This window comes from Sulfitobacter sp. 1A15106 (assembly GCF_043556995.1).
GTDB lineage: Bacteria > Pseudomonadota > Alphaproteobacteria > Rhodobacterales > Rhodobacteraceae > Sulfitobacter > Sulfitobacter faviae.
Genome location: NZ_JBIFFM010000004.1, coordinates 190,382 through 215,843, shown reverse-complemented (window position 1 = coordinate 215,843; position 25,462 = coordinate 190,382). Strand labels below are relative to the sequence as shown.

Below are 25,462 nucleotides of genomic sequence, written 5' to 3'. Positions count from 1 at the left end.
GCGGCCCGGATCAGAAACCCGCCGCCTGCCCGTCTTTGCGCGGATCGGACCCGGCGGAATATCCGCCCTCGGGCAGGCGCTGCACCAGCTGCGCGCCGCCGAAGCCGAAAGCGTTGTCCGGCGCTTCGACATGGACGACATGGCCCAGATCGCGCAGCCCTTGCAAAAGCTCGGGCGCCATCGCAGGCTCGCAAGCCACTTCCAGCCCCGACAGAATGCGCCAGCGCGGCGCATCGGCGGCGACCTGAACGTCCTGCCCCCAAAGCTGCGTGCGCAGCAACAGTTGCATATGGCCTTGGGCCTGAATCGGGCCGCCCATCATGCCATAGGCCATCAGGGGCTGGCCGTCCTTCATCGCGAAGCCGGGGATGATCGTATGGAAGGGCCGCTTGCCCCCCGCCACGATATTCTGATGCCCCGGCTCGGTGGTGAAGCCAAAGCCGCGGTTCTGCATCGATACGCCCGTCCCCGGCACCACCACGCCCGAGCCGAAGCCCGCGTAGTTCGACTGGATGAAGCTGACCATCATGCCCGAGGCATCCGCCGTGCTCATCAGAACCGTGCCGCCTTGCTTGGGCGCGCCCGCGCCAAAGTCCTGCGCCTTCTCGGTCGAGATCAGCGCGGCGCGCGACTTGAGGTATTCGGGATCTAGCAGCGCCTTTTCGTCGACCTCCGTCATGGCCGTGCGATCCGCCACATAGGCATGCAGATCACTATAGGCGAGCTTGCAGGCTTCGATCTGCAAATGCACCGCCATCAGCTCGTCTGCACCATGCGCGCGAATGTCACTATGCTCCAAAATGCCGAGCGCCATCAGCGCGGCGATCCCCTGCCCGTTTGGCGGGATTTCATGCAGTTCCACATCATCGAAGCTCTGGCTGATCGTGCCACACCATTCGGGCTTATTGGCCGCCAGATCCGCCATGGTCATCGCGCCGCCATTGGCCTTGGCATGGGCGACGATCTCTTCGGCGATCTCCCCCTCGTAAAAGGCGCGGCCATTGGTCTCGGCGATCAGCCGCAGGGTGCGGGCCGCGCCGGGATTGCGGAACCGCTCCCCCGCTTTCGGGGCGCGCCCCTCGGGGAGAAAGGTCTCGGCAAATCCCGGCTGCTTGCCCAGAACCTCGGCCCCGCGCGCCCAGAGTGTCGCGATAGTGGGCGAGACGAGGAAGCCCTCTTCGGCATAGCGGATCGCCGGGGCCAGCACCGTCGCCAGATCAAGCTTGCCGAACTTCTCCATCAATTCGACCCAAGCGCTGACCGCGCCCGGCACGGTGACACTGTCCCAACCATGCTCGACCATGCCATTGGGGAACCGCTCAGGCGACCAAGCCGCAGGCGCGCGGCCCGAGGCGTTGAGCCCATGCAGCTTCTCCCCATCCCACAGGATGCAGAAAGCGTCAGAACCCAGCCCATTGCCCGTAGGCTCCACCACCGTCAGCGCCGCGGCGGTGGCGATCGCCGCATCCACCGCATTGCCCCCCTGCTGCATCATCAAGAGACCGGCCTGCGTGGCCAAGGGCTGAGAGGTCGCGACAACATTGTCGGCAACCACAGGAGATCGGTGGGACGGGTAAATGGGATCGTGACGAAGCATGGCTGTCCTTTGCTTGGGTAAGGCCAGCGGCACGGTAAAACCGGCCGCCTGCGGCGTTGCCGGCAAAGTGAACGTGAATGCATCTGCATGCAACTGCCCAGCGGGAGAATTCCGCTGGGATAACGTGCTTGTTGGCGGCTTTGTTACCCGCCGCTGCCCGCGGAGCTGCGCGCCTTGAGGCGCAGCATCTTGCGATGGTGGCGGAAACTCCGCTCGCAATGGCCCGGGGTGAAGATCATGACCCAAAGCGCCCAAAGAACGCTCTCCTCCCGGTATTGCCACGCCCTTGCACAGAGCGACTGATCGGCATCGGAGAAGATGCAATTATGCAGGATGCGAGACCAGTCTCTTACGTTAACCAACATCTGAAACCTCCCTTTCGCTGAGCGATGGGGCGTCTCGCCGCCATCGCCAAGGATCTGGTCCCCCCGGATGGTTAGAATGCTGGCCGAAAATTCTGCCAAGAATAAGGCGGAGGGCTGGTAAGACCGTGCCGGGCAAATATAACAAAGTTGCAAAGCGGGGGTACGCTGGGGGCGCATGCGATGACGGCCCGGTCGGGGGCGGTCTATCGTGCAGGTGTGGGTGGCGGAGACGAAGGGATTCGAACCCTCGAGACCCTTCCGGGCCTACTCCCTTAGCAGGGGAGCGCCTTCGACCACTCGGCCACGTCTCCGTCGACCCGTCTAAAGAGGTCGCGCCCGAGGGGCAAGGCGAAATTCGTGGGAAATTCTGCATTTCTTGCGGTGGGTTTCTTTTCCCGCCCGCTGATCCGCCGCGCTGAGACGGAATGCTGCGTGATCAACTGTGCTGCTGTGCAGAAGCAGCCATCCCAGCAGCCCCAACCACTGGCATCTCCCGGCCATTTGGCGCGGCTGTAGCAACTTACACGGCGGCGTGAATAACTTGTGAAACAATGCGAGGGATATAGCAACTAACTGAATATATACAGAAAAACAGACCGCAGCCTTCCTTCGAACAAGCAAAACGCCCCACCCTATCCCCAATCTCGCAACGGCAGCGAAACTTTCGCGGCGGAGCGCCCGTTACTTCACCACAAACGATGACATCGCAATGACGCGATTTAACAGAAACCTGAAGGAACACGCTATGAAACTCATCATGACCACCGCCGCCGCCGCTTTGATCTCGACCGCTGCCGTTGCCGACAACTCCACCCGTCACAACGACATTTTCCTCGACACTTCGGTGAACGCTGACGCAAGCGACGTCTATGGCAACAGCGACCGTATGCGGAACCCGCATGCCTCGACCAAGGCGAACGACATCATGCTGAACACCGCCGACACCGACAAGAACCGCGACACCGTGATGAGCACACGCAACGCCCTGCGCAGCCCCGGTGAAGGCTATGTCTACGGTGGCTTTGGCCCGGGCAACGACAGCAAGTAAGCTGTTGCCCTAACAAACAAAAAGGCCGGCAGCGCGCGCTGCCGGGCTTTTTATGTGGGCGGAGGCCTTGCCCCCTGCCCCGCTGATCAGGTGTTGAACAAGAAGTGCAGCACGTCGCCGTCTTTGACGATATACCCCTTGCCTTCAGCCCGCATCTTGCCTGCTTCTTTTGCAGGGCCCTCACCGCCGAGGCTTACGAAATCATCATAGGCGATGGTCTCGGCGCGGATGAAACCCTTTTCGAAATCACCGTGGATGACCCCCGCCGCCTTGGGCGCGGAGGTGCCGGACTTGATGGTCCAAGCACGCGCTTCTTTGGGGCCGACGGTGAAATAGGTCTCTAGGTGCAAAAGCTCATAGCCCGCGCGGATCAGCCGGTCGAGGCCGGCTTCCTTCAGCCCCATTTCTTCAAGGAACATCTCGGCCTCTTCGGCTTCGAGCTGGCTGATCTCTTCCTCGATCTGGGCCGAGATCACCACATGGGAATTGCCCTGTGCGGCGGCCATCTCGGCGACTTTGGCGGAATGTTCGTTGCCTTCGGCGGCCTCGGATTCGCCCACGTTGCAGACGTAAAGCACGGGCTTGGTGGTCAGCAGCTGCAGCATGCGCCAAGCCTTGGCGTCGTCCTCGTCGACATCGACCACGCGGGCGGGCTTGCCGTCTTCCAGCGCCTCCAGCGCCATGCGCATCAGACGCTCCTGCTGGACCGCTTCCTTGTCACCGCCGCGCACTTTGCGAACGATGTTTTGCAGGCGCTTTTCGATGCTCTCGATATCGGCGAGCATCAGTTCGGTGTCGATGGTCTCGGCATCGGCCACGGGGTCAACGCGGCCTTCGACATGGGTCACGTCGCCGTCTTCAAAACAGCGCAGCACATGGGCGATGGCGTCGACTTCGCGGATGTTGGCGAGGAACTGGTTGCCCAGACCTTCGCCTTTCGACGCGCCTTTCACCAGACCGGCGATGTCGACGAATGTCATGCGCGTGGGGATGATGCTTTTCGAACTGGCGATCTCGGCCAGCTTGTCGAGCCGCGCATCGGGCACCGCTACCTCGCCGACATTGGGCTCAATGGTGCAGAACGGAAAATTCGCCGCCTGCGCCGCAGCAGTGCGGGTCAGCGCGTTGAAAAGGGTCGATTTGCCGACGTTCGGCAGACCGACGATGCCCATTTTGAAACCCATGACGATACCCCTATGAAAGCTGCGCGTGTGTTAGGGGTAAGGGCCGCAAAGCGCAAGGCTCAGCGCGCGCGTCGGTCCTGATGCGCCTGATAGATCAGGATCCAAGCCAGCAGGATGAACATCGGATGCGTCAACCCGCCCGAGAAGATGATCGCAGGCAGCCAGATCAGGAAGACCACGATGGACAGGATCGGCCGTCCGATCAACAGGATCGACAGCGGTGGCAGGAAAAGGGCGAGTACATAATTCATGGCCCATGAGATAGGAGGCTTTACGCAAAATGGAAGGGCGCGGCGTGCCATAGGCGCCCACCGGAGGCGAATTTTGCCGCCCCCTGCCCCGCGGTGGATTGATTTTCACCGCGACATTCGGCATTGCCGAGGAAAGCACCAAATGAGGCAAGCCACATGACCCGTATCGACGCCAAATTCGAAGACCTCCGCGCCCGCGGCAAAAAGGCGTTTGTGTCCTATGTGATGGCGGGCGACCCGGATTTCGACCGTTCGCTGGAAATCGTGCGCGGCCTGCCCGCTGCCGGGGTCGACATCATCGAGCTTGGCCTGCCCTTTACCGATCCGATGGCCGATGGCCCGACGATCCAACTTGCCGGTCAACGCGCCCTCGAAGGCGGGATGACACTGAACCGCACGCTGGAAATGGTCCGCGCCTTCCGCGAAAATGACGACACGACCCCGATCGTGCTGATGGGCTATTACAACCCGATCTATTCGATGGGCGTCGAGACGTTCCTGAAAGAGGCCAAAGACGCCGGGATCGACGGGCTGATCGTGGTCGATCTGCCGCCCGAAGAAGACATCGAGCTTTGCCTGCCCGCGCAGGACGCCGGGTTGAACTTCATCCGCCTTGCCACCCCCACGACGGACGACAAGCGCCTGCCGCGCGTGGTGCAGAACACCTCAGGCTTTGTCTATTACGTCTCAATCACCGGCATCACCGGCTCGGCCGAGGCGAATGCCGCCGATGTCTCGCCCGAGGTGGCGCGCATTCAAAAGGCCAGCGGCCTGCCCGTCATCGTCGGCTTTGGCGTGAACACGCCCGAGAAAGCCCGCGCCATCGCCGAAGTGGCCGACGGTGTGGTGATCGGCTCGGCCATCGTCAGCCGGATCGCCAATGGCGACAGCGCAGAGGATGTGCTGGGCTTTGTGAAGTCACTGGCCGACGGGGCGCATTCAGCGTAACCCCCCCCTCGCCTTGGGAAACGACCCCAAGCCCGCGCTGCCTCACTGGCCGCGCGGGCTTTTTCGTCGCCGCAGCCTTCCCAATTGCCAAGCCCCCCACCAGTTGCTACCAAAAGTTAACCCATTCAGCACAGGTGGCCCATGCCCGTCATCACCAGCATCGACGATCTCAAACGTATCTACAAACGCCGCGTCCCGCAGATGTTCTACGACTACGCGGAATCGGGCAGCTGGACCGAACAGACCTTCCGTGAGAATTGCAGCGACTTTGACCAAATCCGCCTGCGCCAGAGGGTCGCGGTGGATATGTCGGGGCGCAGCACGGCGACGCAGATGATCGGCGAAGACGTGGCCATGCCGGTGGCCCTCGCCCCCGTGGGCCTGACGGGGATGCAATGTGCCGACGGGGAAATCAAAGCCGCGCGCGCAGCCGAAGCCTTTGGCGTGCCCTTCACCCTCTCGACCATGTCGATCAATTCCATCGAAGATGTGGCAGATGCGACGACGAAACCCTTTTGGTTTCAACTCTATACCATGCGCGATCAGGATTATGTCAGCCGCCTGATCCAGCGCGCGAAGGACGCGAACTGCTCGGCCCTCGTCATCACGCTTGATCTGCAAATCCTCGGACAGCGCCACAAAGACCTGAAAAACGGCCTTTCCGCCCCGCCCAAACTGACGGTCAAAACACTCGCCAACCTTGCCACCAAATGGGGCTGGGGGCGCGAGATGCTGGGCGCGAAGCGGCGGCATTTCGGCAATATCGTGGGCCATGTGCATGGGGTCACCGACAACGCCGACCTTGGTGCTTGGACGGCGGAGCAGTTCGATCCCTCTCTCGATTGGGACAAGATTGCCAAGATCAAAGAGCAATGGGGCGGCAAGGTCATCCTCAAGGGCATTCTGGATGCCGAGGATGCGCGCATGGCGCTGAAAGTCGGGGCCGATGCGATCATCGTCAGCAACCACGGCGGGCGGCAGCTCGATGGGGCGCTAAGCTCGATCCGTATGCTGCCAGAGATCCTCGACGCGGTGGGCGACCAGATCGAAGTGCATCTTGACGGCGGTATCCGCTCGGGTCAGGACGTCCTCAAAGCCATGGCCATGGGGGCCAAGGGCACCTACATCGGGCGCGCCTTCATCTATGGGCTGGGCGCGATGGGGCAGCCGGGCGTGACCCGCGCGCTGGAGGTGATCCACCGCGAGTTGGATCTGACCATGGCGCTCTGCGGAGAGACGCAAATCGCCAACCTCGGGCGGCACAACCTGCTGATCCCGCGCAACTTTGGCGGTGATTGGCAGGAACGGCCGCGCGATCCGGGCACATGCTGATCTTTCTCAGCCGCAACCTTACCTTTCTCGCCACGCCGAAAACCGGGACCACCGCAGTCGAAATGGCGCTGAAACCCGAGGCCGAGATCATCTTTTCGCGGGGGCGCAAACATGTGACTGCCCTGCGCTATCGGCGGCGCGTTCTGCCCTTTTTGCAGGAAACCTTCTCGGCCTCCCCCGAGGCTTTGGCGGTGATGCGCAACCCTGTCGAGCAAATCCGAAGCTGGTATCGCTACCGCAGCCAGCCCCGGCTGGATGGCAAACCGCTCAGCACCAAGGGGCTGAGTTTCGAGGACTTCGCGCTTGAAGTCATTTCCGAGACGCCCCCGCCCCGCGCGCAGATCGGCAGCCAGTTTTCCTTTCTGACCTCTGACCGTGACGACCTGCTGGTCGAGCACCTCTTCGCCTATGAACGCCAACCGGCCTTTCGCGATTTTCTGGCCGAAAGACTGGGGCGGGAGGTCAAGCTTAAGCCCAAGAACGTCTCCCCCGATCTGCCCGCGCCCCTGTCGCGTAAGGTCGAATCCCGCCTGCGCGCCGCGCGGGCCAAGGAGTTCGCCCTCTATGACCGGCTCATGGCGGCGGATGGCTATCTGCAGACGCCGCAGGAATAGCGCCGCCCCCGCCCTTTTGCCCTTTCCAGCCGGGCAAAACCGGTCTATACGCGCGGCTTCACGCGGGAATACAGCCTTGGAGGATTCCCGCCCTAACAAATTTGGAGACTAAAATGGCCGGAGAGATTCCTGATCTTGAAGCCCAGGTACGCGCGGGGACAGGCAAGGGCGCCGCTCGCCAAGCACGTCGTGACGGCATGGTTCCTGGTATCGTATTTGGTGGCGACAAAGAGCCGCTGCCGATCAACATCCCCTTCAACAAGCTGCTGACCAAGCTGCGTGCAGGCCGCTTCAAAGCGACCCTGTTCAACCTCAAGGTTGAAGGCCACGACGACGTTCGTGTGATCTGCCGCGACGTTCAGCGCCACGTTGTCAAGGACCTGCCCACGCACATCGACCTGATGCGCCTCAAGCGGACCACCAAGATCAACCTGTTCATCAACGTCGACGTCAAAGGCGAAGAAGAATGCCCCGGCCTGAAAAAGGGTGGCGTGCTCACTCTGGTCCGTCCGGAAGTTGAACTGGTCGTCACCGCCGCGGACATCCCCGAGCATGTGACCGTCGACATCACCGGCCTCGAAATCGGCGACAGCGCGACCATCAGCCGCGTCGACCTGCCCGAAGGTGTGAAACCCACGATCGACCGCGACTTCGTCGTCGCCACGATCTCTGCACCTGCTGGTCTGGCCGCGTCGGATGACGACGATGACGACACGGCAGCGGACGAAGTGCCGACAACCGAAATGGGCCCGCCCGACGGTGAATGATAGCGCGCCGCAAGGCCGTGCTGAAACGGGGTCGCATCACGCGGCCCCGTTTTGCGTTTGGGGCCCGATTTCTTTCAAAGAAATCGCCCCGGAATTTACAAAAATTCCGGCGACCTTGGGGACATTCTCCCGCCCCGCTTGTTAAGATAGGCGAAACCAAAGGAGACCTCGCCCATGAAACTGATCGTCGGCCTCGGCAATCCGGGCGCGAAATATGCCCGCAACCGTCACAACATCGGCTTCATGGCGCTGGACCGCATTGCCGATGATCACGGGTTTTCCGCGTGGAAGGGCAAGTTTCAGGGCAGCGTCAGCGAAGGGCGTTTCGGCTCTGACCGGGCAGTGCTGCTCAAGCCCGAAACCTTTATGAACAACTCCGGCCAATCGGTGCAGGCGGCGATGAAGTTCTACAAGATCGACCCCGCTGATGTGATTGTTTTTCATGACGAATTGGACCTCGCCCCCGGCAAGGTCAAATGCAAAACCGGCGGCGGCCATGCAGGCCACAACGGGCTGCGTTCGATCCACGCGCATATTGGGGCGGACTACGACCGCGTGCGCATGGGCATCGGCCACCCCGGCCATAAGGATGCGGTGGCGGGCTATGTGCTGCGCGACTTTCCCAAAGCAGACGAAGGCTGGCTGGACGATGTGCTGCGCGGCGTCTCGGACGGGGCGGCGGATCTTGCACGAGGCGACACTGGCCGTTTCATGAATGCCGTGGCGCTGCGCGTGGCCCCGCCCCGCTCGGGCACCGGCAGCAAGGGGCCAAAGAAACCCACCGAAGCCCAGCCAAAGCCCGCCCCCAGCAAGCCCGAGCCGGAGGCAGTGCCCCAATCGCCGCTGCAAAAGCTGATGGACCGCTTCCGCTGACGCTTTTGGCCTCACGCCTCCCTTGGCGTCCCTCCTGACGCCCCTGCTGACGCAATGTCGGGCTGGCCCCCGCCCCCGCGCCGTGGTTCACTGCGGGCCAACAGGGGAGATATCATGCGTACATTCGGAAAATGGCTGGGCCGGGTCTTGCTGGCGCTTTTGCTGGCGGCCATCGTCATCGGCCTTTGGAAGCGGGAAGAGATCGAACGGCTCTTGGCGGTGAACTCTCTCTTCTCCGAAGAGAAGATCGTCCACAACTTCAGCCATATGGACGGTGCTTTCCTCTCCGCCCCCGTTTCGCGCGGAGACGGGCTGACGACCGAGCTTCCCTATGGCCCCGAGACCGAACTGCCTGAAACTGTCGATGACTGGATCGCGGTGCGCGACGTGACCGCGTTGGTGGTGCTGAAAGACGGTGCCATCGTCTATGAGAACTACTTCAAAGGCACCGGCCCCGAGGACCGCCGCATCAGCTGGTCGGTGGCGAAAAGCTATCTTTCGGCGCTGGTTGGCATCCTGCTGGAGGAGGGCCAGATCGCATCCCTCGACGATCCGGTGACCAAATATGCCCCCAGCTTGACGGGCAGCGCCTATGACGGGGCCAGCCTGCGCAATGTGCTGCATATGGCCAGCGGCGTCACCTTCGACGAAGATTATCTGGACTACGATTCGGACATCAACCGCATGGGCCGGGTGGTGGCGCTTGGCGGCAAGCTCGACGATTTCACCGCCGAATTGTCCGAGACCTTCACCGCGCCGGGGAGCCAATGGCAATATGTCTCGATCGACACCCATGTGATCGGCATGGTGGTGCGTGGTGCTACCGGGCGCAGCGTGCCGGAGTTGCTGAGCGAGAAGGTCATCGCGCCGTTGGGGCTGGAACATGCGCCCTATTACATCGTCGATGGCTCCGGCACCGCCTTCGTGCTCGGGGGCCTCAATATGACCACGCGCGACTATGCCCGTTTCGGCCAGATGTTCGCCCAAGGTGGGGAATGGAACGGCCAGCAAATCGTGCCCGAAGACTGGGTAACAGAATCAACCAGCCCCACCGCCCCCACCGCCGAGGGCCGCATCGGCTATGGCTACCAATGGTGGATCCCGCAGGGCGCGCCCGAGGGGGAATATATGGCGCGCGGCATCTATGGGCAGTACATCTATGTCGACAGCGCCCGCGATGTGGTCATCGCCACCAATGCCGCCGACCGTAAATTCCGTGAGGCCGGAGTGGCGGAACAGAACATCGTGATTTTCCGCCAGATCGCGGCCTCACTCGATGAGGAAAGCTGAGACAGAAAGGAAACCATGACCCCGGACGACAGCATCAACGTTCTGAACCAGCCCCTCGCCATCTGCGGGACCGATCCGGTCACGGGCTTTTTCCGCGATGGCCATTGCAACACCTGCGCACAGGATCAGGGCAGCCATACGGTCTGCGCGGTGATGACGGCGGAATTTCTGGCCTATTCGAAATATGTCGGCAATGACCTCAGCACCCCGCGCCCTGAGTTCGGCTTTGCCGGGCTGAAGCCGGGCGACGCATGGTGCCTCTGTGCCACGCGGTTCCTGCAAGCCGCGGATGAGGGCTGCGCCCCGCGGGTGCATCTGGCCGCCACGCATCTGCGCGCGCTCGATATCGTGCCGTTGGAGGTGCTGCGCGACCATGCCATCGACCCGAGTGAGGATTAATCATGCGCCTGCGCCTCTTGCCCCTCCTGCTGCTTCTGCCCGTCACCGCTTGGGCGGAAACCACGCTCCGCCCCGCCGATAGCGCCCGGTTAGAGACCTTTGACGCCGCCTTTGGCGATGCCATGATGCAAGCGCTGAACGGGGGCGAGGCGGGGGATGTGGCGGCGCTGACCCGCGCGCTTTCCGGCAAACCTCAGGTCGCATTCTCTGCCGATTTGCAGGGCGATTGGTCTTGCCGGACGATCAAACTGGGCGGGATCAGCCCGCTTGTGGCCTATAGCCCGTTCAAATGCCGCTTTACCGCCAGCAATCGCGGTTTCACCTTTGAAAAACTCACCGGATCACAGCTTACCAAGGGTGAGATCACCCTGCGCGAAGGCCGCGCGATCTATGCCGGGGTGGGCTATGTCCGGGGCGAAACGCCGCCCGATTATGCCGATCTGCCCGAAGATTCCACCTCAGGCGGCAAAGTACAAAGCGACGTGGCCGTGTTCCAGCGGGTCAGCCCCACCCGCGCGCGGCTGTTGTTCCCGTCACCCGCAGTGGAAAGCGATTTCGATATTCTGGAACTGACGCGCTAAGGCGCCACGCCGCCCTTAGGCCGCGTGGCAGAGTTGCAGTTTCGACTTGGGACGCGGCATCAGGGAATCGTCCATCAAGTCTTCGATAAAGGTGCTGAGAAGCTGGGTCCGCCCGGTCACGCCCGCCTTGCGGTAAATCGCATTGGTCTGCGCCTTTACGGTGCCTTCGGAAGTGCCGCGCATCTCGGCAATATCGCGTGTATTCAAACCCTTGGTGAGGAAAATCGCCACGTCGCGCTCTGCCGGGGTGAGGTGCCATTCGCGGAAGTGTTCTTCGAGCACATCGGCGAATTCCACCGTACAATGACGCAGCGCCGTCTCTGCCCGCTCGGCCCGCTGGAGGCTCATCCGCAGTGCCATCCAGCCTAGAACGACCCCGAGAATCAGACCCAAAACCTGAATGCCCTTGTTCGGCCCAATGTCAGCCAGCGGGGTGCCGAAAAGCGTCACGCCGCGCCCCTCCAGTGCAAAAACAAGCACGAAATAGACAGTGGCGTTGAACTGTAGAGCGGCGATAACCCACAGTGCGATCTTTTTCTTATTATTCATGGTGAAGCCTTGCCTTGGTGTTCGCCGTATTTAACCGCGGCGCACCGAAGTGCAAGGGATGGCGGGCATGCGCCCTGATCAACCCTTAGTGATTTGGCACCCGCCCCGGGGGGCGAGTGCATTCTCTTGAGGCCAGTTCAGGGTTGCTTGGCTGGCCGGAAGACTGTTTTACCGCAATGCCTTAGCAGGCATCGAGCCGATATCAGCGCGGGAAACGGTTCACTTTCTCGGCGTCTTGCGCAGCAGGGAAGACGGTGACGGTCACGTCGGATGTGTCTTCTGCACGGAAGGTGCCGCTGTTGAAGACGTCCAGTTTTACATTGTCGACCGCGTCGTTGCGGCTGGCGTAGGAAACGCCTGCATCAGCTTTGTCGTTATAGCCGATTTGCTGGCCTTCCATGCCCTGTGCGAAAGCGACGGAGCCTGCGGTGGCAAGGATCAGGGCGGTGGTTGCGAGTGTCTTTTTCATGTCGTGTCCTTTCGGGGGAAAGTTAGGGTCGCGCAGGGATCAGCGCGGGAAACGGTTGACCGAAGCGTCGCTCTGCGCGGTCGGGAAAACGGTGATGGTCACGTCGGAGAGGTCCTCGGCGCGCAGGATACCGTCTTGGAAGATTTCCAGCTTGGTCTCGTCCACGGCTTCGCTGCGGCTGGAATAGGAAACGCCGTTGTCGGTCTTGTCGTTATAGCCGATGCGCTGGCCTTCCATGCCTTGAGCGAAAGCAGCGGTGCTTGCGGTGGCGAGGATCAGTGCGGTTGTTGCGAGTGTCTTTTTCATCGTTTTAGCCTTTCGGGGGAGAAAGTTAGGGGGAGGAGCCGTGGCCCGCGTTTAGCGGACGAAACGGCCATCTTCTTGTGCGTCTTGTGTGGTGACGAATACGGTCGCTGTTGCCTCGGCAGGTGTTTCGGCGCGCAGGTCGTCAAAGCTCAGAGCGTCGGAAGTGACGTTGCGTGTCGAATAGGCGGCATCTGCGTTATCTGCGGTATAGCCGACCTGCTGGCCTTCCATGCCCTGTGCGAAGGCGGCGGTGCCTGCTGTGGCAAGGATCAGTGCGGCGGTTGCGAATGCGTTTTTCATGTCGTGTTCCTTTCAGTCCCGGGTTGGGTTGCGAGCCGCTCATCGGTGACGCGGCGTCGTTGGGATGACAGGGAAAAGGGCATTCGAGGGGGGATTGGCTATCTGCCCCGGGTTTAAATCGTCCGATCTAAACCCCTGTAAGAGCGTCATAAACTTTGGTTTACGAAGCCAATCGGGCGCGAAAAACGGGGGTGGATTGCCTTAGCGTCAAGCCTGCAAGGGCGAAACGGGGTTTCGCGGGCAGGCGCGCGGGCTGCAACGAAAGGCTAGCTGGTCTTTTCGCGATGTGAAAGTTTTTTCGTGCTTTTTCGGCAAAGAACTTCGCCCCCTGCCCAAAGTTTATGCGCAAATCACGCGCAGCGGGGCGCCGCATAAAAAACGGGCCCGCGTTTTCACGCGGGCCCGTCAAACTCGACTCGGATTCGGATGGGAATTTAGGCGAATTCACCCATGTCGAAGTCCAATGCGCGGGCGACGGTGAAGATGTCTTTGTCGCCCCGGCCGCACATGTTCATCACCAGCAGGTGATCCTTCGGCAGCTCCGGCGCGATCTTCAGCACATGTGCGAGCGCGTGGCTCGGCTCAAGCGCCGGGATGATGCCTTCTAGCGCGCAGCAGAGCTGGAATGCCTCCAGCGCTTCACGGTCGGTGATCGAGACATATTGCGCACGACCGATGTCATGCAGCCAAGAATGCTCAGGGCCGATGCCGGGATAGTCCAGCCCGGCAGAGATCGAATAGCCTTCGAGGATCTGCCCGTCGTCGTCCTGCAACAGATAGGTCCGGTTGCCATGCAGCACGCCCGGCCGCCCGCCGGTAAGCGAGGCGCAATGTTCCATCTTCTCGTCCACGCCCTTGCCGCCGGCCTCAACACCGATGATGTTCACCGATTTGTCGTCGAGGAAGGGGTAGAACAGCCCCATGGCGTTAGAGCCGCCACCGATGGCGGCGATCACCGTGTCGGGCAGACGGCCCTCGGCCTCTTCCATCTGGGTGCGGACTTCCTTGCCGATGATCGACTGGAAGTCGCGAACCATCGCCGGATAGGGGTGCGGCCCGGCCACGGTGCCGATGCAATAGAAGGTGTCGCGCACATTGGTCACCCAGTCGCGCAGCGCGTCGTTCATCGCGTCCTTCAGCGTGCCGCGACCGCTCGTCACCGGCACCACCTCGGCGCCCAAAAGGCGCATGCGGAAGACGTTGGGGGCCTGACGCTCAACATCATGCGCGCCCATGTAGACCACGCATTTCAGGCCGAACTTGGCGCAGACCGTCGCCGTGGCCACACCGTGTTGGCCCGCCCCGGTCTCGGCGATGATGCGTTTCTTGCCCATGCGGCGGGCAAGGATGATCTGCCCCAGCACGTTGTTGATCTTATGCGCGCCGGTGTGGTTCAACTCGTCGCGCTTCATATAGACCTTGGCACCGCCCAGATGCTCGGTCAGCCGCTCGGCGTGATAGAGCGGGCTGGGGCGGCCAACGTAATGGGTCCAGAGGTCGTGCATCTCGGCCCAGAAACTGTCGTCGGTCTTGGCCTTCTCATATTGTTCTTCCAGCTCAAGAATGAGCGGCATCAGCGTTTCCGAGACAAAGCGCCCGCCGAAATCGCCGAAACGGCCCTGTTCGTCGGGGCCGGTCATGAAGCTGTTGAAAAGATCGTTGGCCATTGCGCCTCTCCTAGAATGTCGCGTCAGCCTTACCGCAGCCCGCCCGCCTACGCCACCATGAGTTTCGCCAAGCGGCGGCAGGGGGCGGCGGGGGGGCGCCTAGTCGAACAGTTTGAACAACTCGCGTCTGACCGCATTCTCCAACTCATCTTTCACGATATCCTCGGTCGAGCGGGTGTCGTCGGGTGCGATGTTCAATTCTTCCTGTATTTTCTGGCGCACCACATCCTCGGCCCGCTGCTTTTCCTCGGCAAAGTTCAGGTCGATCGCGGCGCGCAGATCGGCCTTGATCTCAGGGTCCGCCCATGGCCCCCTGATCCGCACCGGCACCGCCAGCCCACCGCGCGACGCATTGACGCGCAGCGCCTTGGGCGTGACCGTATAATCCAGCCTCTGCGCCCCCAGATCGACCTGCCCTGCCCCCGTCGCGTTGAAATTCGGCAGCAGCATCAGCAGATCGTCGTTGCGCAAGACGCCCTTGGCGATCTCGAACGTCGCTTGGACGGAATCGAACACCGTGCTGCCGCCTTCGGCATCGACGGAGCCAAGCAGCGCGTCCAAGCCGATCCCCGCAATCGTGCCGCGCCCCATGGACAGCGCGCCAGAGCCGCTGAGCGAGCGCATGATCGCGTCAATAGACTGCCCCACCCCGAGGAACGACAGTTCGGCATCGCCCGCCCCGGTAAAGCGCGTCACCCCGGCGGTATCCTCAAGCAGGTCGCGCATCTGCACGCTTTGCGCTTGCAGTTTGCCGCCCACCGACAGGCCATCGCGGTTGTTCATCACAAACTCCCCCGCGACCTTGCCGCCATAGGCGTTCATATCTTGTAGATCGAAGACCATCCGCGAACGGTCATTGCGCAGCACGGCGCGGGTGGGGCCAAGGTCGAGTTGCCCCAGATCGATGCTTTCCGCGCTCAGGGTGATGTTCCCGTCAAAGGCGGCGAGCCAATCGGCGTTGATCTCTTGCCGTGACCAGCCCTCTGCATCCGCCGTGGCGGTGCCGTCGGCGCCTGCGGCCTGACCGGTTTCCTCGGACAGGGCCGAAAGGTCCAGCGCCCCGGTCCGCAGGTTTGCGGTGATCCGCGGCCTGCCGTTCAGGGCCAGATCGGCCTGCCCAGCCAGGCTGTTGCCACCCAAATCCACCGCGAGATTGCGCAGCGATAGACGCCGATCCGCCGTCAGGGTCAGCCCAGAGCGCAGATCGACCGACCGGCCCAAACCGCGCGGCAGCGTCACAGCGCCCGCGCCGAGCGATGCCAGAAACCGCGCCGTATCGGGGCTGTCGATCCGAATATTACCCGCCAGCGCCCCGTTGAGCGCGCCGCGCCCATCGAACAGGGCTTCACCCCCGCCCGTCGCAACCTCCGCCCGCAGCGGCTGCACGCCGCCCTCCAGAAAATCCGCGAATCCTTCGATCCGCGCGGCAAGCTTAACCGGCTCGCCCGCGGGTGCCATGCTGGCGGTGATCTCCGCCGCCCCGCCCCGCTCGGGCCAGTCCAGCGCCAGATCGACACCATCATAGCGCAGCAGGTCCGCCCCTTCGGCGTCATAGATCAGCGTGGCATCGGTCACCGTCAGCTTCTGAATACTCAGCGGGCGGCGGCTGGCGCTCGGCGCGCTCTCGGTCTCGATCCGCGCACCGCTGGCGCTGTCGGTGAACTGCCAGCTTGCACGGCCATCAAGACGTTGCTCCAACCGGATTACCGGGCTTTGCGCTGCGATATTGGTGATGCGTATCTCACCGCGCAAAAGCGCGCCCGCATCCACCCCAATCGCCGCATTGGCCGCCGTCAGCAGCGCGCCCTTGTCGGTCCAATCGGCATTGCCGACCTCAAGCCCGCCCGCGGTCACCCCCAGCACCGGCCAGAGCGTCACGCCCACATCCCCGGTGATCGACACTTCGCGCCCGGTCATCCGGCTGAGTTGCTCACTGGCGATCCGCGCGATCCGTTCGCCGGGCAGCAGGAACAGCGCCCCCAGCATGATTACGACGATCAGCAACAGCGCGCCGATGACCCGCATAATCCATCTCATGGCTCTCTCCTCCTGCCCGGCGGCTCTTTCCCCGCTCATCCGCTTGCCTTATAGCGCAAGCCATGAGCACAAACCCACCCAATCTGCGCCCCGACCTCGCCCCGCAGGCGAAGATCAGCGATCCCGCCCGCCCTGGCCAGCCGACCATCGGCATGGTCAGCCTCGGCTGTCCTAAGGCATTGGTCGATTCCGAACGCATCCTGACCCGGCTCCGCGCCGAGGGCTATGGCGTTTCGCCCGATTACGCGGGCGCCGATGCGGTGATCGTGAACACCTGCGGGTTTCTCGACAGCGCCAAGGCCGAAAGCCTCGACGCCATTGGCGAGGCGCTGACCGAAAATGGCAAGGTGATCGTCACCGGCTGCCTCGGGGCCGAGCCGGAATACATCCGCGAACACCACCCCAAGATCCTCGCCGTGACCGGCCCGCATCAATATGAACAGGTGCTCGACGCGGTGCACGGCGCAGTGCCGCCCAGCCCCGATCCCTTCATCGACCTTCTGCCCGCGCAGCAAGTCTCGCTCACCCCGCGGCACTACAGCTACCTCAAGATTTCCGAGGGCTGTAACCACAAGTGCAAGTTCTGCATCATCCCCGACATGCGCGGCCGGCTGCAATCGCGTCCCGCCCATGCGGTGATACGCGAGGCCGAGCGGCTGGTCGACAATGGCGTGAAGGAACTCTTGGTCATCAGCCAAGACACCTCCGCCTACGGGGTCGACATCAAACATGCCGAAGACCGCGGCCACCGTGCCCATATCACCGATCTGGCGCGGGATCTCGGCTCCCTCGGCGCATGGGTGCGGTTGCACTACGTCTACCCCTACCCGCATGTGCGCAAGCTGATCCCGCTGATGGCCGAGGGCCTCGTACTGCCCTACCTCGACATTCCATTCCAGCACGCGCATCCGGACGTGCTGAAACGCATGGCCCGTCCCGCCGCTGCGTCGAAAACCCTCGACGAGATCGCCGCATGGCGCGACACCTGCCCCGACATCACCCTGCGCTCAACCTTCATCGTCGGCTACCCGGGTGAGACGGAGGCGGAGTTCCAAACCCTGCTCGACTGGCTGGACGAGGCGCAGCTCGACCGGGTCGGATGCTTCCAATATGAAAACGTCGAAGGCGCGCGGTCGAACGCGCTGCCGGATCATGTGGCGCCCGAGATCAAACAAGACCGTTGGGAGCGCTTCATGGAAAAGGCGCAGGCCATTTCCGAGGCCAAGCTCGCCGCCAAGGTCGGGAAACGCCTCGACGTGATCGTGGATGAGATCGACGAAGACGCCGCCACCTGCCGCACCAAATCCGACGCGCCCGAGATCGACGGCAATCTCTTCATCGACGAGGATTTCCAGAACCTCAAGGTCGGCGATATCGTCACCGTCGAAGTCGAAGAGGCGGGCGAATACGATCTTTGGGGACGTCAGATCACCTGACGCCCCCGCGGGTTTCTCTCAGGCGTAAGCGCCTGCCGAATAGGTCAGCTCATAGCTGTGGCTGTAAAGCTCGAAGACGATGCCGAAGGGGTCTTCGACATAGACCATGCGGTAGGGTTTCTCGCCCGGGAAATATTCCCGCACCGGCATCCGCTGCTTGCCGCCCGCCGCGATGATCCGCTCCAGCAGACCTTCGACATCGGGGTCTTGGATGGCGAAGTGGAAGGTGCCGTGGCGCTTATGCTCCAGCTTTTCTTCGGGGGCGTAGTTGCCCGGGAACTCGAAGATTTCGATTCCGATGCCATCCGCTGTCGCCAAATGGGCGATGCGCAGCGATCCCCAGCCGGGGCCGAAGACATCGGTGCACATGACGCCGATGGCGGTGTCTTCTTCCACCGCTTCGGTGGGCTGCATCACGACATAGAACCCAAGAACTTCGGAATAGAATTTCACGGCGGCGTCGAGGTCCGGCACGGATAGGCCGATGTGGGAAAAGGTACGGGGGGTGGTCATATGCGGTCTCCTGTTTGCGTTGAGGTTGAGATAGACAGGCGCACCCCACATGTGAAATTATCAAATCTCATCGAAATCATAACGAACTGTTTGCCATGCTGAACGCCACTTGGCTTGAGACCTTCACCACCCTTTGCGAGACCGGCCATTTCACCCGCACGGCGCAGCGGCTCAACATGACCCAGCCGGGGGTGTCGCAGCATCTGCGCAAGCTGGAAGACCAGTTGGACCAGCCGCTGATCGCGCGCGAGGGCAAAAGCTTCACCCTGACCCCGGCGGGCGAAGCGTTGTTTGAAACCGGCCTTGCCCGCCGCCGCGAAGAGCAGCGCCTGCGCGAACGCATCGCGACCGACCTGCCCGACCGGGGCGTGGTGCATATCGCCTGTTCCGGCAGTTTCGCCATGCTGCTCCAGCCGCTGCTGCTGGACTGGATGACCCAAGCGCCAGACCTCTCTCTCCACCTCGAAGCCGCCCCCCAAGCCACGATCCGCGCCGGGCTGCTCGATGGGCGCTTCGATCTGGGCGTGCTGGCCGATGACCCTGCCCACGCAAGGTTAGAGGCCCGGCATCTGGGGCGCGAGGAACTTTGCCTCGTGCTGCCGGTTAATGCATTGGAACGGATAGAAAGTTTTGCCGATCTCGAAAGCCGGGGCTTCATCGCCCACCCCGATGGCTTCGCCTATGCCGACGATCTGCTCCAGCTCAATTTCCCGGAAAGCTATCCGGGGGCCGACCGGATGCGCCTGCGTGGCTATGTGAACCAGATCGGCCAGATCCCAGCGGCGGTGGCGCGGGGCGTGGGCTATACGCTCTTGCCCCGCAGCGGGGTCGAGACTTTTGCAGCCAAGGACCGGTTGCGCCTACTGCCTCTGCCCAAGCGGCGTTGGCATGACCTCTGGCTCGCCTCCCGGCGCGGGCGCCCCCTGCCCGCGCGGATGGTGAAGACGGCGGAACTGATCGCAGAGGCGGCGGAACAGCTGCGATAGCGCACGCATCGCAGATATTGTGGAACAAAACAGCCCCGCTACTAGATATACTACCATGGAAGGGCGAGATTACGGAGAGACTTGCATATGTTCCCTTTCTGTTCTATATGTAGAACGCAGTAGCAGAGGAATGACCACATGTCTTTTCAACCTCAGTTCCCCGGCATCTTCGACCTTGAGCAGCAAGGTCGCCCGCCCCGTGGCAACGATAGCGCGCAGCCCAAACAGGCCGACCGCCGCATGCCCGCGACCGAAAAACAGATGCAATACGCCCAGTCCCTCGCCAAGCGAACGGGTGAAGAGCTTCCCAAAGGCATCGAAGCGGATCGCGCGGCAGTCTCGGAATGGATCGACGCCCATAAACCGCAGACGTTGGAGGGGCCTTTTGCCGCCTACCCTTCCGCCAAACAAGTCGCCTTTGCCGAACGCATCGCGCGGTTGAAACGCCGCGATGTCCCGCAGGAGTGTTTTCGCGACAAGACCCTGATGTCGCGCTGGATCGACGGGAACAAACCGCGCTGATCCACCGGGCTCGGCGCTTTCCCTTTCGTCACCCATGGCAGAAAGCGGTTTCGCTGCTACCTTTCTGTCATGGGCTATCCGACCTCCATCGCTGAGACTTTGGCCGACGGCACCGTGCATGTGCTGAGCCTTGGCTTCGCCATTCCCGCCAGTATCCTTTTGATGATCCATGCCGCCGGGCAAGAGGGGCAATTGACCGCCACCGCGATCTACGCGGGCTGCATCCTTGCCTCCTTCACTGCCTCCGCCATCTATCACCTTTTGCCCTTCGACCGCAGCCGCGCCTTTCTGGGCCGGGTCGATCATGCGGCGATCTACTTTAAGATCGCGGGCACTTATACGCCGCTGGTGATGGTGATTGGTTCGGGCTTTGCCTATGGCATCCTCGGCGTGGTCTGGGCGCTGGCGGTGATCGGCGCGGTGGCCAAGCTCTGGTTCTGGCGCACCGATGCGCGCGGATCGCTCGCGCTCTACCTCGGCATGGGCTGGCTCTCGGTCCTGTTGATCTACCCGATGTGGCACAATCTGCCGGGGGCGGCACTGGCGCTGGTGGCCGCGGGCGGGCTGACCTATTCGGCGGGCACCTTGGTCTATGCCCATCCCGGCATGCGCTATCAAAACGCCATATGGCATGTCTTTGTGCTGGTCGCCACGGCCTGTTTCTTTGCCGCCATCGCGCTCAGCCTTTAGCCTGCGGCCTCATCCAGATAGGCCCGCACGCAGGTCTGCACATGGCGAAACCGGTCACCGCCCAAATGTTTGCCGCCGTACCAGCGGGTGACGACGATCAGATGATCGGTCAGCCCCTCGCGCTCCAACATCCGCAGGATCACCATGCCCGCGCCGGATTCGCCATCGTCCCCTTTCAGCGGGCCGCCATCCGACAGCAGCACCGCCCAAGTGCTATGCGTGGCCTTGGCGTAGGATTTCTCGCGTTTGAGGTCTTTCAACGCGGCATCGACCTCGGCCCGGTTGCGCGCAGGGCAGCCCGACACCGCATATTTCGACCCGCGGTCGTTCAGCACCTGACCCAGTTTGCGCAAAGCGTTACAGCCCCGCCATGGTGCGCCGCACGATATCAATCCGGGCGTTATTGGGCGGATGGGTGCCAAGGAAACGGTCGCCGGGATCGGGAATGCGGGTAAAGAACTCGGCGCCGCGCAGCGGGTCATAGCCCGCCCGCGCGGTGATGATCGTGCCAAGGGCGTCGGCCTCAAGCTCGAAATCCTTGGAATAACGCCGCGCGCCGACCTCTGCGCCCAATTCCTGCGCCGTGCGCACGGCATTGGCATCGCCCCCGCTCAGCGTAGCGAGACCGGCAAAGATCACCGCCCCCGCCATGGCGTTTTGCTGCTGCCGTTCAATATGGCCCGCGATGTGATGCGCGGCCTCATGGCCCAGCACAAAAGCAAGCTCGTCTTCGTTGCGGGCATCGGCGATCAGCGCCAATGTGAACGCCACGATGGGGCGGCCATTTTTATCAAGCGTTTGAAAGGCGTTGGCCGGTTGGCCGGGGCGGTCGTCGACCACGATATTGAAATCACAGTTCATCCCCGTCGTCCGGTTCCGACACTCCCGTTCGGCCACGGGTTCGAGCGTGCGGACCACCTGAACAAAGCTCCGCGCCGCCGCGCTCGCGCTCAGCTGCGGGCTTGTCTTTCCCGTGGTCTGCGGCCGGTCGACCGGGATCGGGCCTGTTTGGATCGGTGCCACCTCACAGGCAGAAAGCAGGGCGATGACGGCAAATGCGCCAAGGGCATTTAACAATTTCACGGCTGATCCTCGCTCGGGGGTCCTTGAGCCACCTGTCTATCATGACGCCCTGCCGCCGCCACCCCCGTTCACGGCGCTTTGACATCCCACGGCGGTCTTGCGCTTGGCTTCACAAACCCTGTCTTGCGCTCGTGAGCACAAAGCCTGTCTTGCGCTCGTGAGCACAAAGCCTAATGTGCCCTCATGTTTACCATCGAGCATGAATTCGACGCCACCGTCATCACCCTGATCGACGAATCCGACGCGCCCCTGCGCGAGGACGTCACCGTCTCTGCTTTCGCGGGGCAGATTACGATCGAGCAATGGGACGCCCGAACCGACCGTGTGGCCAAGATCACCCTGTCCCCCGCGCAGCTGAGCGATCTGACGGCGGCCTTGAACCTGCCCGAGGGCATCTACCGAAGCAATTCCTGAGGATCGTCACATGGCCACCGGCACAGACATCAAGACCTATTTCAACGGCGCATGGCATGACGGCGATCTGCCGACCATCAAAGCCGCCGACCACGGCGCATGGCTGGGCACCACCGTTTTCGACGGGGCGCGGCTGTTCGACGGGCTGGCCCCGGACCTCGAGGCGCATTGCGCGCGGATCAACCGCTCGGCCCGCGCGCTGATGATCACTCCCACGGTTGAAACCGAGGATATGATCGAGATGTGCCGCGAGGGGCTGAAGAGCTATTCGCGCGATCAGGCGGTCTATATCCGCCCGATGTATTGGGCGCTGGCGGGTGACGAGTTGGGCATCGTGCCGCGCGAAGGTGCCACCGGCTTTGCCATCAGCCTTGAGGCCATCCCCATGGCCCCGCCCGAAGCCGCGACCACCCTCACCCGCACCCGCTTCCGCCGCCCGGTGCTGGAGGATAACGTCGTTAACGCCAAGGCGGGCTGTCTCTACCCCAACAACGCCCGCATGATGGTCGAGGCGCGCGCCAAAGGGTTTGGCAACGCGCTGGTGGCCGATGCCATGGGCAATGTCGCCGAAAGCGCCAGCGCCAACGTCTTCATGGTCAAGGATGGTGAGGTCTTCACCCCCATTCCCAATGGCACCTTCCTTGCCGGGATCACCCGCGCGCGGCATATGTCGAACATGCGCGAGGCGGGGATGAAGGTGCATGAGACCGTCCTCAGCTTTGACGACTTCCATGCCGCCGATGAGGTCTTTCTGTCGGGCAATATGATGAAGGTCACGCCTGTCAGCGCCTTTGACGAGACGCAATATGGCACCGGGGACAACCAGAACCCGGTCACGCGCCGGGTGCGTGAAATGTATTGGGATTGGGCCGCAAGTCAGCGCGGCTGAAGGCCCGTACGGCGGCGGCGCGCGAAAGCAATTGCCAGCGCCGCCCGCCCGCGCCATGATCGTACCGCACCGGGAGGAGGTGCGGAGAGAGGGTTTGATGCGGAAATTCCTAGTGGTGTTGGACGATAGCACCGAATGTTTGAATGCCATGCGTTTCGCCGCCCTGCGCGCGGCGCGCACGGGGGGCGGCGTGGCCGTCCTGTCGGTGATCCCGCCCGAAGAGTTCAACCATTGGATCGGCGTTGGCGACCTGATGCGCGAAGAGGCCCGCGAGCGGATCGAAGTGCATTTCGAGGTTTTCGCCAAATGGATGCGCGACAAACAGGGCGTCGACCCTGAGTTGATCATCCGCGAGGGCGAACACACGGATGAGATCATCCAGCAGCTGTCCGACGACCCCGACATCGGCGTTCTGGTGCTCGGCGCCAGCGGTGACCGCAAGAAAGGCCCCGGCCCGCTGGTCACGCAATTGTCGCGCTCTGCCGGTGCCCTGCCCGTGCCGATCACCATCGTGCCCGGCGATCTGAGCAAGGAACGGCTCGAAGCGATCACCTAAGCGCTCTGCCGCCCGCCCAATGCCCGGCGCCGCAATTTAGAACGGTTCTAAACCTTGACTTGCCGCCCGCGCAGGCGCATATCAGGAGCCACGCCGAAAGCGAGGTACACCCCATGTTCATCCAGACCGAATCCACTCCGAACCCCGCAACGCTCAAGTTCCTGCCGGGTCAGACCGTGCTGGAGATGGGCACCGCTGATTTCCCCTCCCCCGAAGCCGGGGCAACCTCCCCGCTGGCCCAACGGCTCTTTGCGGTCGAGGGCGTGACCGGTGTGTTCTTCGGCACCGATTTCGTCACCGTGACCAAGCAAGACGCGGTGGAATGGGACCATGTGAAACCCGCCCTGCTCGGCGCCATCATGGAGCATTTCCAGTCCGGCGAGCCGGTCATGGCCTCTGACCACCAGCCCACATCCGGCCACGCCGCGCATGACGGCGAAGACGGTGAAATCGTCGGCCAGATCAAAGAGTTGCTGGACAGCCGCGTGCGTCCCGCCGTGGCCCAAGACGGGGGTGACATCACCTTCCACGGGTTTGAGCGTGGCGTCGTCTATCTGCACATGCAGGGTGCCTGCGCGGGCTGCCCCTCTTCGACGCTGACGCTAAAGATGGGCATCGAGAACCTGCTGCGCCATTACATCCCCGAGGTCACAGAGGTGCGCCCGGTTGCCTGAGCATCACGCAAGAGGGCCACTGATTCTGGCCTTCGACACATCGGCCGCGCATTGCGCGGCCGCTTTGCTGTCGGGCGATCGGATCTTGGCTTCCCGTACCGAGCCGATGACCAAGGGACAGGCCGAACGCCTGCTGGTCCTCTGCGAAGAATTGCTGGCCGAAGCGGGCGTGGTCTATGCCGATCTCACCGCGCTTGGCGTCGGCATCGGGCCGGGGAATTTCACCGGCATCCGCATCGCCGTGTCCACCGCGCGCGGGCTGGCGCTCGGCCTTGGCATTCCGGCGGTCGGGGTCAACGCCTTTGACGCGCTGCGCGAAGGCCATGATGGCCCCTGTGCCTGTGCGGTGGATGCCCGCCGTGATCAAGTTTTCTTGCAAGGCTCTGACAACCCCGGCATTTCCGAACCCGCACTACACGACGCCGCCGCCCTCCCGGCCTTCACCGGCCCGCTGATCGGCGCGGGCGGAGAGCCGCCAGCGATGCCGGTGGCCGAAGCCATCGCCCTCATCGCCGCGCGCCGCTTTGCCAGCAATCCGCCGCGCCCTGCGCCGCTTTACCTGCGCCCCGCCGATGCCGCGCCCGCCCGCGACGCGGCACCGGTTCTGCTGCCGTGACACCGGCGGCCCTCGCCGCGCTCCATGCTGCGGCCTTCACCCAAGACAGGCCGTGGCAAGAGGCGGAGTTCGCAAGCCTGCTCGACAGCCCCTTCGTGCAGCTTTTCACCCGCCCCGGCGGCTTTGCCCTGACCCGCACCATCGCGGGCGAATCCGAACTGCTGACGCTTGCCGTGGACCCTGCGCAGCAGCGCCGGGGGCTGGGCCGGGCCCTGCTGCGCGACTGGCTGGCGGCCTTGCCCGCCGACTGCGAAAGTGCCTTTCTCGAAGTCGCTGCCGATAATCTACCCGCCCGCGCGCTCTATACCGATCAAGGCTTTGCCCAAATCGCCACCCGCCGTGCCTATTACGCGCGCAGCGGCGTCCCACCTGTGGATGCCTGCATCCTGCAACGCGTCTTGACCCATGGTCACGCTGGCGATCCGGGCGGCTTGCCCTCAAAAAGCGGTTGACCCTACCCCCCGCCTGCGCCCTAGATTATACTTGATCACATGATCCACAAACGC

At 62.8% G+C, this 25,462-nt stretch carries 32 protein-coding genes and 1 tRNA gene; 19 read left to right on the top strand and 14 right to left on the bottom strand.

Annotated elements, in window-relative coordinates; translation table 11 throughout:
- Positions 1-10: 10 nt before the first annotated feature.
- From ACGYKA_RS08110 to ACGYKA_RS08100, 3 genes are all read right to left on the bottom strand, one after another.
- A complete protein-coding gene (locus ACGYKA_RS08110; RefSeq protein WP_394417722.1) occupies positions 11-1,597 on the bottom strand; it encodes a gamma-glutamyltransferase family protein in 1,587 nt (528 codons plus the stop codon).
- A gap of 143 nt (positions 1,598-1,740) precedes the next feature.
- The gene (locus ACGYKA_RS08105; protein ID WP_394410725.1) at positions 1,741-1,962 is read right to left on the bottom strand and encodes a hypothetical protein; all 222 of its coding nucleotides are present in this window, start codon (positions 1,960-1,962) and stop codon (positions 1,741-1,743) included.
- 221 nt (positions 1,963-2,183) lie between these two features.
- Positions 2,184-2,273, bottom strand: a tRNA-Ser gene (locus tag ACGYKA_RS08100).
- A gap of 434 nt (positions 2,274-2,707) precedes the next feature.
- Between ACGYKA_RS08100 and ACGYKA_RS08095 the strand changes: the two genes are divergently transcribed.
- Complete coding sequence (locus ACGYKA_RS08095) at positions 2,708-3,010, top strand: hypothetical protein (RefSeq protein ID WP_394410728.1); 303 nt, start codon at positions 2,708-2,710, stop codon at positions 3,008-3,010.
- An 86-nt stretch (positions 3,011-3,096) separates the two neighbouring features.
- On the opposite strand, the gene ychF is transcribed toward ACGYKA_RS08095, so the two are convergent.
- Positions 3,097-4,194 (bottom strand): redox-regulated ATPase YchF, encoded by a 1,098-nt coding sequence (gene ychF / locus ACGYKA_RS08090; RefSeq protein ID WP_394410731.1) that lies wholly within the window; start codon positions 4,192-4,194, stop codon positions 3,097-3,099.
- 59 nt (positions 4,195-4,253) lie between these two features.
- A complete protein-coding gene (locus ACGYKA_RS08085) occupies positions 4,254-4,445 on the bottom strand; it encodes a hypothetical protein (RefSeq protein WP_067261693.1) in 192 nt (63 codons plus the stop codon).
- 156 nt (positions 4,446-4,601) lie between these two features.
- Between ACGYKA_RS08085 and trpA the strand changes: the two genes are divergently transcribed.
- From trpA to ACGYKA_RS08045, 8 genes are all read left to right on the top strand, one after another.
- Positions 4,602-5,393, top strand: a complete 792-nt coding sequence (trpA, locus tag ACGYKA_RS08080) for a tryptophan synthase subunit alpha (RefSeq protein ID WP_271691945.1) — start codon at positions 4,602-4,604, stop codon at positions 5,391-5,393.
- A gap of 141 nt (positions 5,394-5,534) precedes the next feature.
- Positions 5,535-6,725, top strand: coding sequence for an L-lactate dehydrogenase (locus tag ACGYKA_RS08075; RefSeq protein WP_394410734.1), 1,191 nt, complete (start codon positions 5,535-5,537; stop codon positions 6,723-6,725).
- Entirely contained in the window at positions 6,719-7,339 is a 621-nt protein-coding gene (locus ACGYKA_RS08070) for a hypothetical protein (protein WP_394410737.1), read from the top strand. The genes ACGYKA_RS08075 and ACGYKA_RS08070 overlap by 7 nt, the downstream gene beginning before the upstream one ends.
- A 113-nt stretch (positions 7,340-7,452) precedes the next feature.
- Complete coding sequence (locus tag ACGYKA_RS08065) at positions 7,453-8,106, top strand: 50S ribosomal protein L25/general stress protein Ctc (RefSeq protein WP_271689377.1); 654 nt, start codon at positions 7,453-7,455, stop codon at positions 8,104-8,106.
- A 174-nt stretch (positions 8,107-8,280) separates the two neighbouring features.
- Positions 8,281-8,979, top strand: a complete 699-nt coding sequence (pth, locus tag ACGYKA_RS08060) for an aminoacyl-tRNA hydrolase (RefSeq protein WP_394410740.1) — start codon at positions 8,281-8,283, stop codon at positions 8,977-8,979.
- Between the two features lie 114 nt (positions 8,980-9,093).
- The gene (locus ACGYKA_RS08055) at positions 9,094-10,269 is read left to right on the top strand and encodes a serine hydrolase domain-containing protein (RefSeq protein ID WP_394410744.1); all 1,176 of its coding nucleotides are present in this window, start codon (positions 9,094-9,096) and stop codon (positions 10,267-10,269) included.
- 15 nt (positions 10,270-10,284) lie between these two features.
- On the top strand, positions 10,285-10,668 hold the full coding sequence (locus tag ACGYKA_RS08050; protein WP_394410747.1) for a DUF2237 family protein: 384 nt from the start codon (positions 10,285-10,287) through the stop codon (positions 10,666-10,668).
- 2 nt (positions 10,669-10,670) lie between these two features.
- Positions 10,671-11,249, top strand: a complete 579-nt coding sequence (locus ACGYKA_RS08045; protein ID WP_394410750.1) for a DUF4893 domain-containing protein — start codon at positions 10,671-10,673, stop codon at positions 11,247-11,249.
- A gap of 15 nt (positions 11,250-11,264) precedes the next feature.
- Here the strand turns inward: ACGYKA_RS08045 and ACGYKA_RS08040 are convergent, their stop codons facing one another.
- From ACGYKA_RS08040 to ACGYKA_RS08015, 6 genes are all read right to left on the bottom strand, one after another.
- Positions 11,265-11,798 carry a LuxR C-terminal-related transcriptional regulator gene (locus tag ACGYKA_RS08040; protein WP_271689372.1) on the bottom strand — a complete coding sequence of 178 codons (534 nt, stop codon included), beginning with the start codon at positions 11,796-11,798 and terminating at the stop codon, positions 11,265-11,267.
- A 202-nt stretch (positions 11,799-12,000) separates the two neighbouring features.
- The gene (locus tag ACGYKA_RS08035; RefSeq protein ID WP_394410753.1) at positions 12,001-12,267 is read right to left on the bottom strand and encodes a tryptophan synthase subunit beta; all 267 of its coding nucleotides are present in this window, start codon (positions 12,265-12,267) and stop codon (positions 12,001-12,003) included.
- Between the two features lie 39 nt (positions 12,268-12,306).
- Positions 12,307-12,573, bottom strand: a complete 267-nt coding sequence (locus ACGYKA_RS08030; protein WP_067263221.1) for a hypothetical protein — start codon at positions 12,571-12,573, stop codon at positions 12,307-12,309.
- A gap of 51 nt (positions 12,574-12,624) precedes the next feature.
- Positions 12,625-12,873, bottom strand: coding sequence for a hypothetical protein (locus ACGYKA_RS08025; protein ID WP_067263219.1), 249 nt, complete (start codon positions 12,871-12,873; stop codon positions 12,625-12,627).
- A gap of 434 nt (positions 12,874-13,307) precedes the next feature.
- Positions 13,308-14,540 carry a tryptophan synthase subunit beta gene (gene trpB / locus ACGYKA_RS08020; RefSeq protein ID WP_067263216.1) on the bottom strand — a complete coding sequence of 411 codons (1,233 nt, stop codon included), beginning with the start codon at positions 14,538-14,540 and terminating at the stop codon, positions 13,308-13,310.
- 99 nt (positions 14,541-14,639) lie between these two features.
- Positions 14,640-16,577 (bottom strand): AsmA family protein, encoded by a 1,938-nt coding sequence (locus ACGYKA_RS08015; RefSeq protein WP_394410755.1) that lies wholly within the window; start codon positions 16,575-16,577, stop codon positions 14,640-14,642.
- Positions 16,578-16,639: 62 nt separating this feature from the next.
- On the opposite strand from ACGYKA_RS08015, the gene rimO reads away from it, so the two are divergent.
- Positions 16,640-18,013, top strand: a complete 1,374-nt coding sequence (gene rimO, locus ACGYKA_RS08010) for a 30S ribosomal protein S12 methylthiotransferase RimO (RefSeq protein WP_394410758.1) — start codon at positions 16,640-16,642, stop codon at positions 18,011-18,013.
- Between the two features lie 18 nt (positions 18,014-18,031).
- On the opposite strand, the gene ACGYKA_RS08005 is transcribed toward rimO, so the two are convergent.
- On the bottom strand, positions 18,032-18,526 hold the full coding sequence (locus ACGYKA_RS08005; RefSeq protein WP_067261541.1) for a lactoylglutathione lyase family protein: 495 nt from the start codon (positions 18,524-18,526) through the stop codon (positions 18,032-18,034).
- Between the two features lie 95 nt (positions 18,527-18,621).
- Here ACGYKA_RS08005 and ACGYKA_RS08000 point away from each other — a divergent pair, with 95 nt between their 5' ends.
- The 3 genes from ACGYKA_RS08000 (at position 18,622) to ACGYKA_RS07990 (ending at position 20,724) form a co-directional block, all read left to right on the top strand.
- Entirely contained in the window at positions 18,622-19,512 is an 891-nt protein-coding gene (locus tag ACGYKA_RS08000; protein WP_394410761.1) for a LysR family transcriptional regulator, read from the top strand.
- 138 nt (positions 19,513-19,650) lie between these two features.
- Positions 19,651-20,034, top strand: coding sequence for a hypothetical protein (locus tag ACGYKA_RS07995; protein WP_394410764.1), 384 nt, complete (start codon positions 19,651-19,653; stop codon positions 20,032-20,034).
- Between the two features lie 69 nt (positions 20,035-20,103).
- On the top strand, positions 20,104-20,724 hold the full coding sequence (locus tag ACGYKA_RS07990; RefSeq protein ID WP_209217431.1) for a hemolysin III family protein: 621 nt from the start codon (positions 20,104-20,106) through the stop codon (positions 20,722-20,724).
- Here ACGYKA_RS07990 and ACGYKA_RS07985 read toward each other — a convergent pair.
- Together ACGYKA_RS07985 and ACGYKA_RS07980 are read right to left on the bottom strand one after the other, a co-directional pair.
- Positions 20,721-21,077 (bottom strand): YigZ family protein, encoded by a 357-nt coding sequence (locus ACGYKA_RS07985; RefSeq protein ID WP_394410767.1) that lies wholly within the window; start codon positions 21,075-21,077, stop codon positions 20,721-20,723. The genes ACGYKA_RS07990 and ACGYKA_RS07985 overlap by 4 nt on opposite strands.
- A gap of 4 nt (positions 21,078-21,081) precedes the next feature.
- Positions 21,082-21,807, bottom strand: a complete 726-nt coding sequence (locus ACGYKA_RS07980) for a M48 family metallopeptidase (RefSeq protein WP_394410769.1) — start codon at positions 21,805-21,807, stop codon at positions 21,082-21,084.
- 183 nt (positions 21,808-21,990) lie between these two features.
- Here ACGYKA_RS07980 and ACGYKA_RS07975 point away from each other — a divergent pair, with 183 nt between their 5' ends.
- From ACGYKA_RS07975 to ACGYKA_RS07950, 6 genes are all read left to right on the top strand, one after another.
- Positions 21,991-22,221 carry a hypothetical protein gene (locus ACGYKA_RS07975; RefSeq protein ID WP_067261534.1) on the top strand — a complete coding sequence of 77 codons (231 nt, stop codon included), beginning with the start codon at positions 21,991-21,993 and terminating at the stop codon, positions 22,219-22,221.
- A gap of 10 nt (positions 22,222-22,231) precedes the next feature.
- Positions 22,232-23,110 (top strand): branched-chain amino acid aminotransferase, encoded by an 879-nt coding sequence (locus tag ACGYKA_RS07970; protein WP_067261532.1) that lies wholly within the window; start codon positions 22,232-22,234, stop codon positions 23,108-23,110.
- Between the two features lie 97 nt (positions 23,111-23,207).
- The gene (locus tag ACGYKA_RS07965) at positions 23,208-23,666 is read left to right on the top strand and encodes a universal stress protein (RefSeq protein WP_394410772.1); all 459 of its coding nucleotides are present in this window, start codon (positions 23,208-23,210) and stop codon (positions 23,664-23,666) included.
- 113 nt (positions 23,667-23,779) lie between these two features.
- Positions 23,780-24,340, top strand: a complete 561-nt coding sequence (locus tag ACGYKA_RS07960; RefSeq protein ID WP_067261530.1) for a NifU family protein — start codon at positions 23,780-23,782, stop codon at positions 24,338-24,340.
- Positions 24,333-24,956, top strand: coding sequence for a tRNA (adenosine(37)-N6)-threonylcarbamoyltransferase complex dimerization subunit type 1 TsaB (gene tsaB / locus ACGYKA_RS07955; protein WP_394410774.1), 624 nt, complete (start codon positions 24,333-24,335; stop codon positions 24,954-24,956). Before ACGYKA_RS07960 ends, tsaB begins: the two co-directional genes overlap by 8 nt.
- Complete coding sequence (locus ACGYKA_RS07950) at positions 24,953-25,408, top strand: GNAT family N-acetyltransferase (protein WP_394410777.1); 456 nt, start codon at positions 24,953-24,955, stop codon at positions 25,406-25,408. The genes tsaB and ACGYKA_RS07950 overlap by 4 nt, the downstream gene beginning before the upstream one ends.
- Positions 25,409-25,462: the final 54 nt, after the last annotated feature.

Bases quoted from the DNA above. Each gene is read 5' to 3' on its own strand.
- ACGYKA_RS08110 (WP_394417722.1), bottom strand. From the start codon at position 1,597: ATGCTTCGTCACGATCCCATTTACCCGTCCCACCGATCTCCTGTGGTT.
- ACGYKA_RS08105 (WP_394410725.1), bottom strand. From the start codon at position 1,962: ATGTTGGTTAACGTAAGAGACTGGTCTCGCATCCTGCATAATTGCATC.
- ACGYKA_RS08095 (WP_394410728.1), top strand. From the start codon at position 2,708: ATGAAACTCATCATGACCACCGCCGCCGCCGCTTTGATCTCGACCGCT.
- ychF (WP_394410731.1), bottom strand. From the start codon at position 4,194: ATGGGTTTCAAAATGGGCATCGTCGGTCTGCCGAACGTCGGCAAATCG.
- ACGYKA_RS08085 (WP_067261693.1), bottom strand. From the start codon at position 4,445: ATGAATTATGTACTCGCCCTTTTCCTGCCACCGCTGTCGATCCTGTTG.
- trpA (WP_271691945.1), top strand. From the start codon at position 4,602: ATGACCCGTATCGACGCCAAATTCGAAGACCTCCGCGCCCGCGGCAAA.
- ACGYKA_RS08075 (WP_394410734.1), top strand. From the start codon at position 5,535: ATGCCCGTCATCACCAGCATCGACGATCTCAAACGTATCTACAAACGC.
- ACGYKA_RS08070 (WP_394410737.1), top strand. From the start codon at position 6,719: ATGCTGATCTTTCTCAGCCGCAACCTTACCTTTCTCGCCACGCCGAAA.
- ACGYKA_RS08065 (WP_271689377.1), top strand. From the start codon at position 7,453: ATGGCCGGAGAGATTCCTGATCTTGAAGCCCAGGTACGCGCGGGGACA.
- pth (WP_394410740.1), top strand. From the start codon at position 8,281: ATGAAACTGATCGTCGGCCTCGGCAATCCGGGCGCGAAATATGCCCGC.
- ACGYKA_RS08055 (WP_394410744.1), top strand. From the start codon at position 9,094: ATGCGTACATTCGGAAAATGGCTGGGCCGGGTCTTGCTGGCGCTTTTG.
- ACGYKA_RS08050 (WP_394410747.1), top strand. From the start codon at position 10,285: ATGACCCCGGACGACAGCATCAACGTTCTGAACCAGCCCCTCGCCATC.
- ACGYKA_RS08045 (WP_394410750.1), top strand. From the start codon at position 10,671: ATGCGCCTGCGCCTCTTGCCCCTCCTGCTGCTTCTGCCCGTCACCGCT.
- ACGYKA_RS08040 (WP_271689372.1), bottom strand. From the start codon at position 11,798: ATGAATAATAAGAAAAAGATCGCACTGTGGGTTATCGCCGCTCTACAG.
- ACGYKA_RS08035 (WP_394410753.1), bottom strand. From the start codon at position 12,267: ATGAAAAAGACACTCGCAACCACCGCCCTGATCCTTGCCACCGCAGGC.
- ACGYKA_RS08030 (WP_067263221.1), bottom strand. From the start codon at position 12,573: ATGAAAAAGACACTCGCAACAACCGCACTGATCCTCGCCACCGCAAGC.
- ACGYKA_RS08025 (WP_067263219.1), bottom strand. From the start codon at position 12,873: ATGAAAAACGCATTCGCAACCGCCGCACTGATCCTTGCCACAGCAGGC.
- trpB (WP_067263216.1), bottom strand. From the start codon at position 14,540: ATGGCCAACGATCTTTTCAACAGCTTCATGACCGGCCCCGACGAACAG.
- ACGYKA_RS08015 (WP_394410755.1), bottom strand. From the start codon at position 16,577: ATGAGATGGATTATGCGGGTCATCGGCGCGCTGTTGCTGATCGTCGTA.
- rimO (WP_394410758.1), top strand. From the start codon at position 16,640: ATGAGCACAAACCCACCCAATCTGCGCCCCGACCTCGCCCCGCAGGCG.
- ACGYKA_RS08005 (WP_067261541.1), bottom strand. From the start codon at position 18,526: ATGACCACCCCCCGTACCTTTTCCCACATCGGCCTATCCGTGCCGGAC.
- ACGYKA_RS08000 (WP_394410761.1), top strand. From the start codon at position 18,622: ATGCTGAACGCCACTTGGCTTGAGACCTTCACCACCCTTTGCGAGACC.
- ACGYKA_RS07995 (WP_394410764.1), top strand. From the start codon at position 19,651: ATGTCTTTTCAACCTCAGTTCCCCGGCATCTTCGACCTTGAGCAGCAA.
- ACGYKA_RS07990 (WP_209217431.1), top strand. From the start codon at position 20,104: ATGGGCTATCCGACCTCCATCGCTGAGACTTTGGCCGACGGCACCGTG.
- ACGYKA_RS07975 (WP_067261534.1), top strand. From the start codon at position 21,991: ATGTTTACCATCGAGCATGAATTCGACGCCACCGTCATCACCCTGATC.
- ACGYKA_RS07970 (WP_067261532.1), top strand. From the start codon at position 22,232: ATGGCCACCGGCACAGACATCAAGACCTATTTCAACGGCGCATGGCAT.
- ACGYKA_RS07965 (WP_394410772.1), top strand. From the start codon at position 23,208: ATGCGGAAATTCCTAGTGGTGTTGGACGATAGCACCGAATGTTTGAAT.
- ACGYKA_RS07960 (WP_067261530.1), top strand. From the start codon at position 23,780: ATGTTCATCCAGACCGAATCCACTCCGAACCCCGCAACGCTCAAGTTC.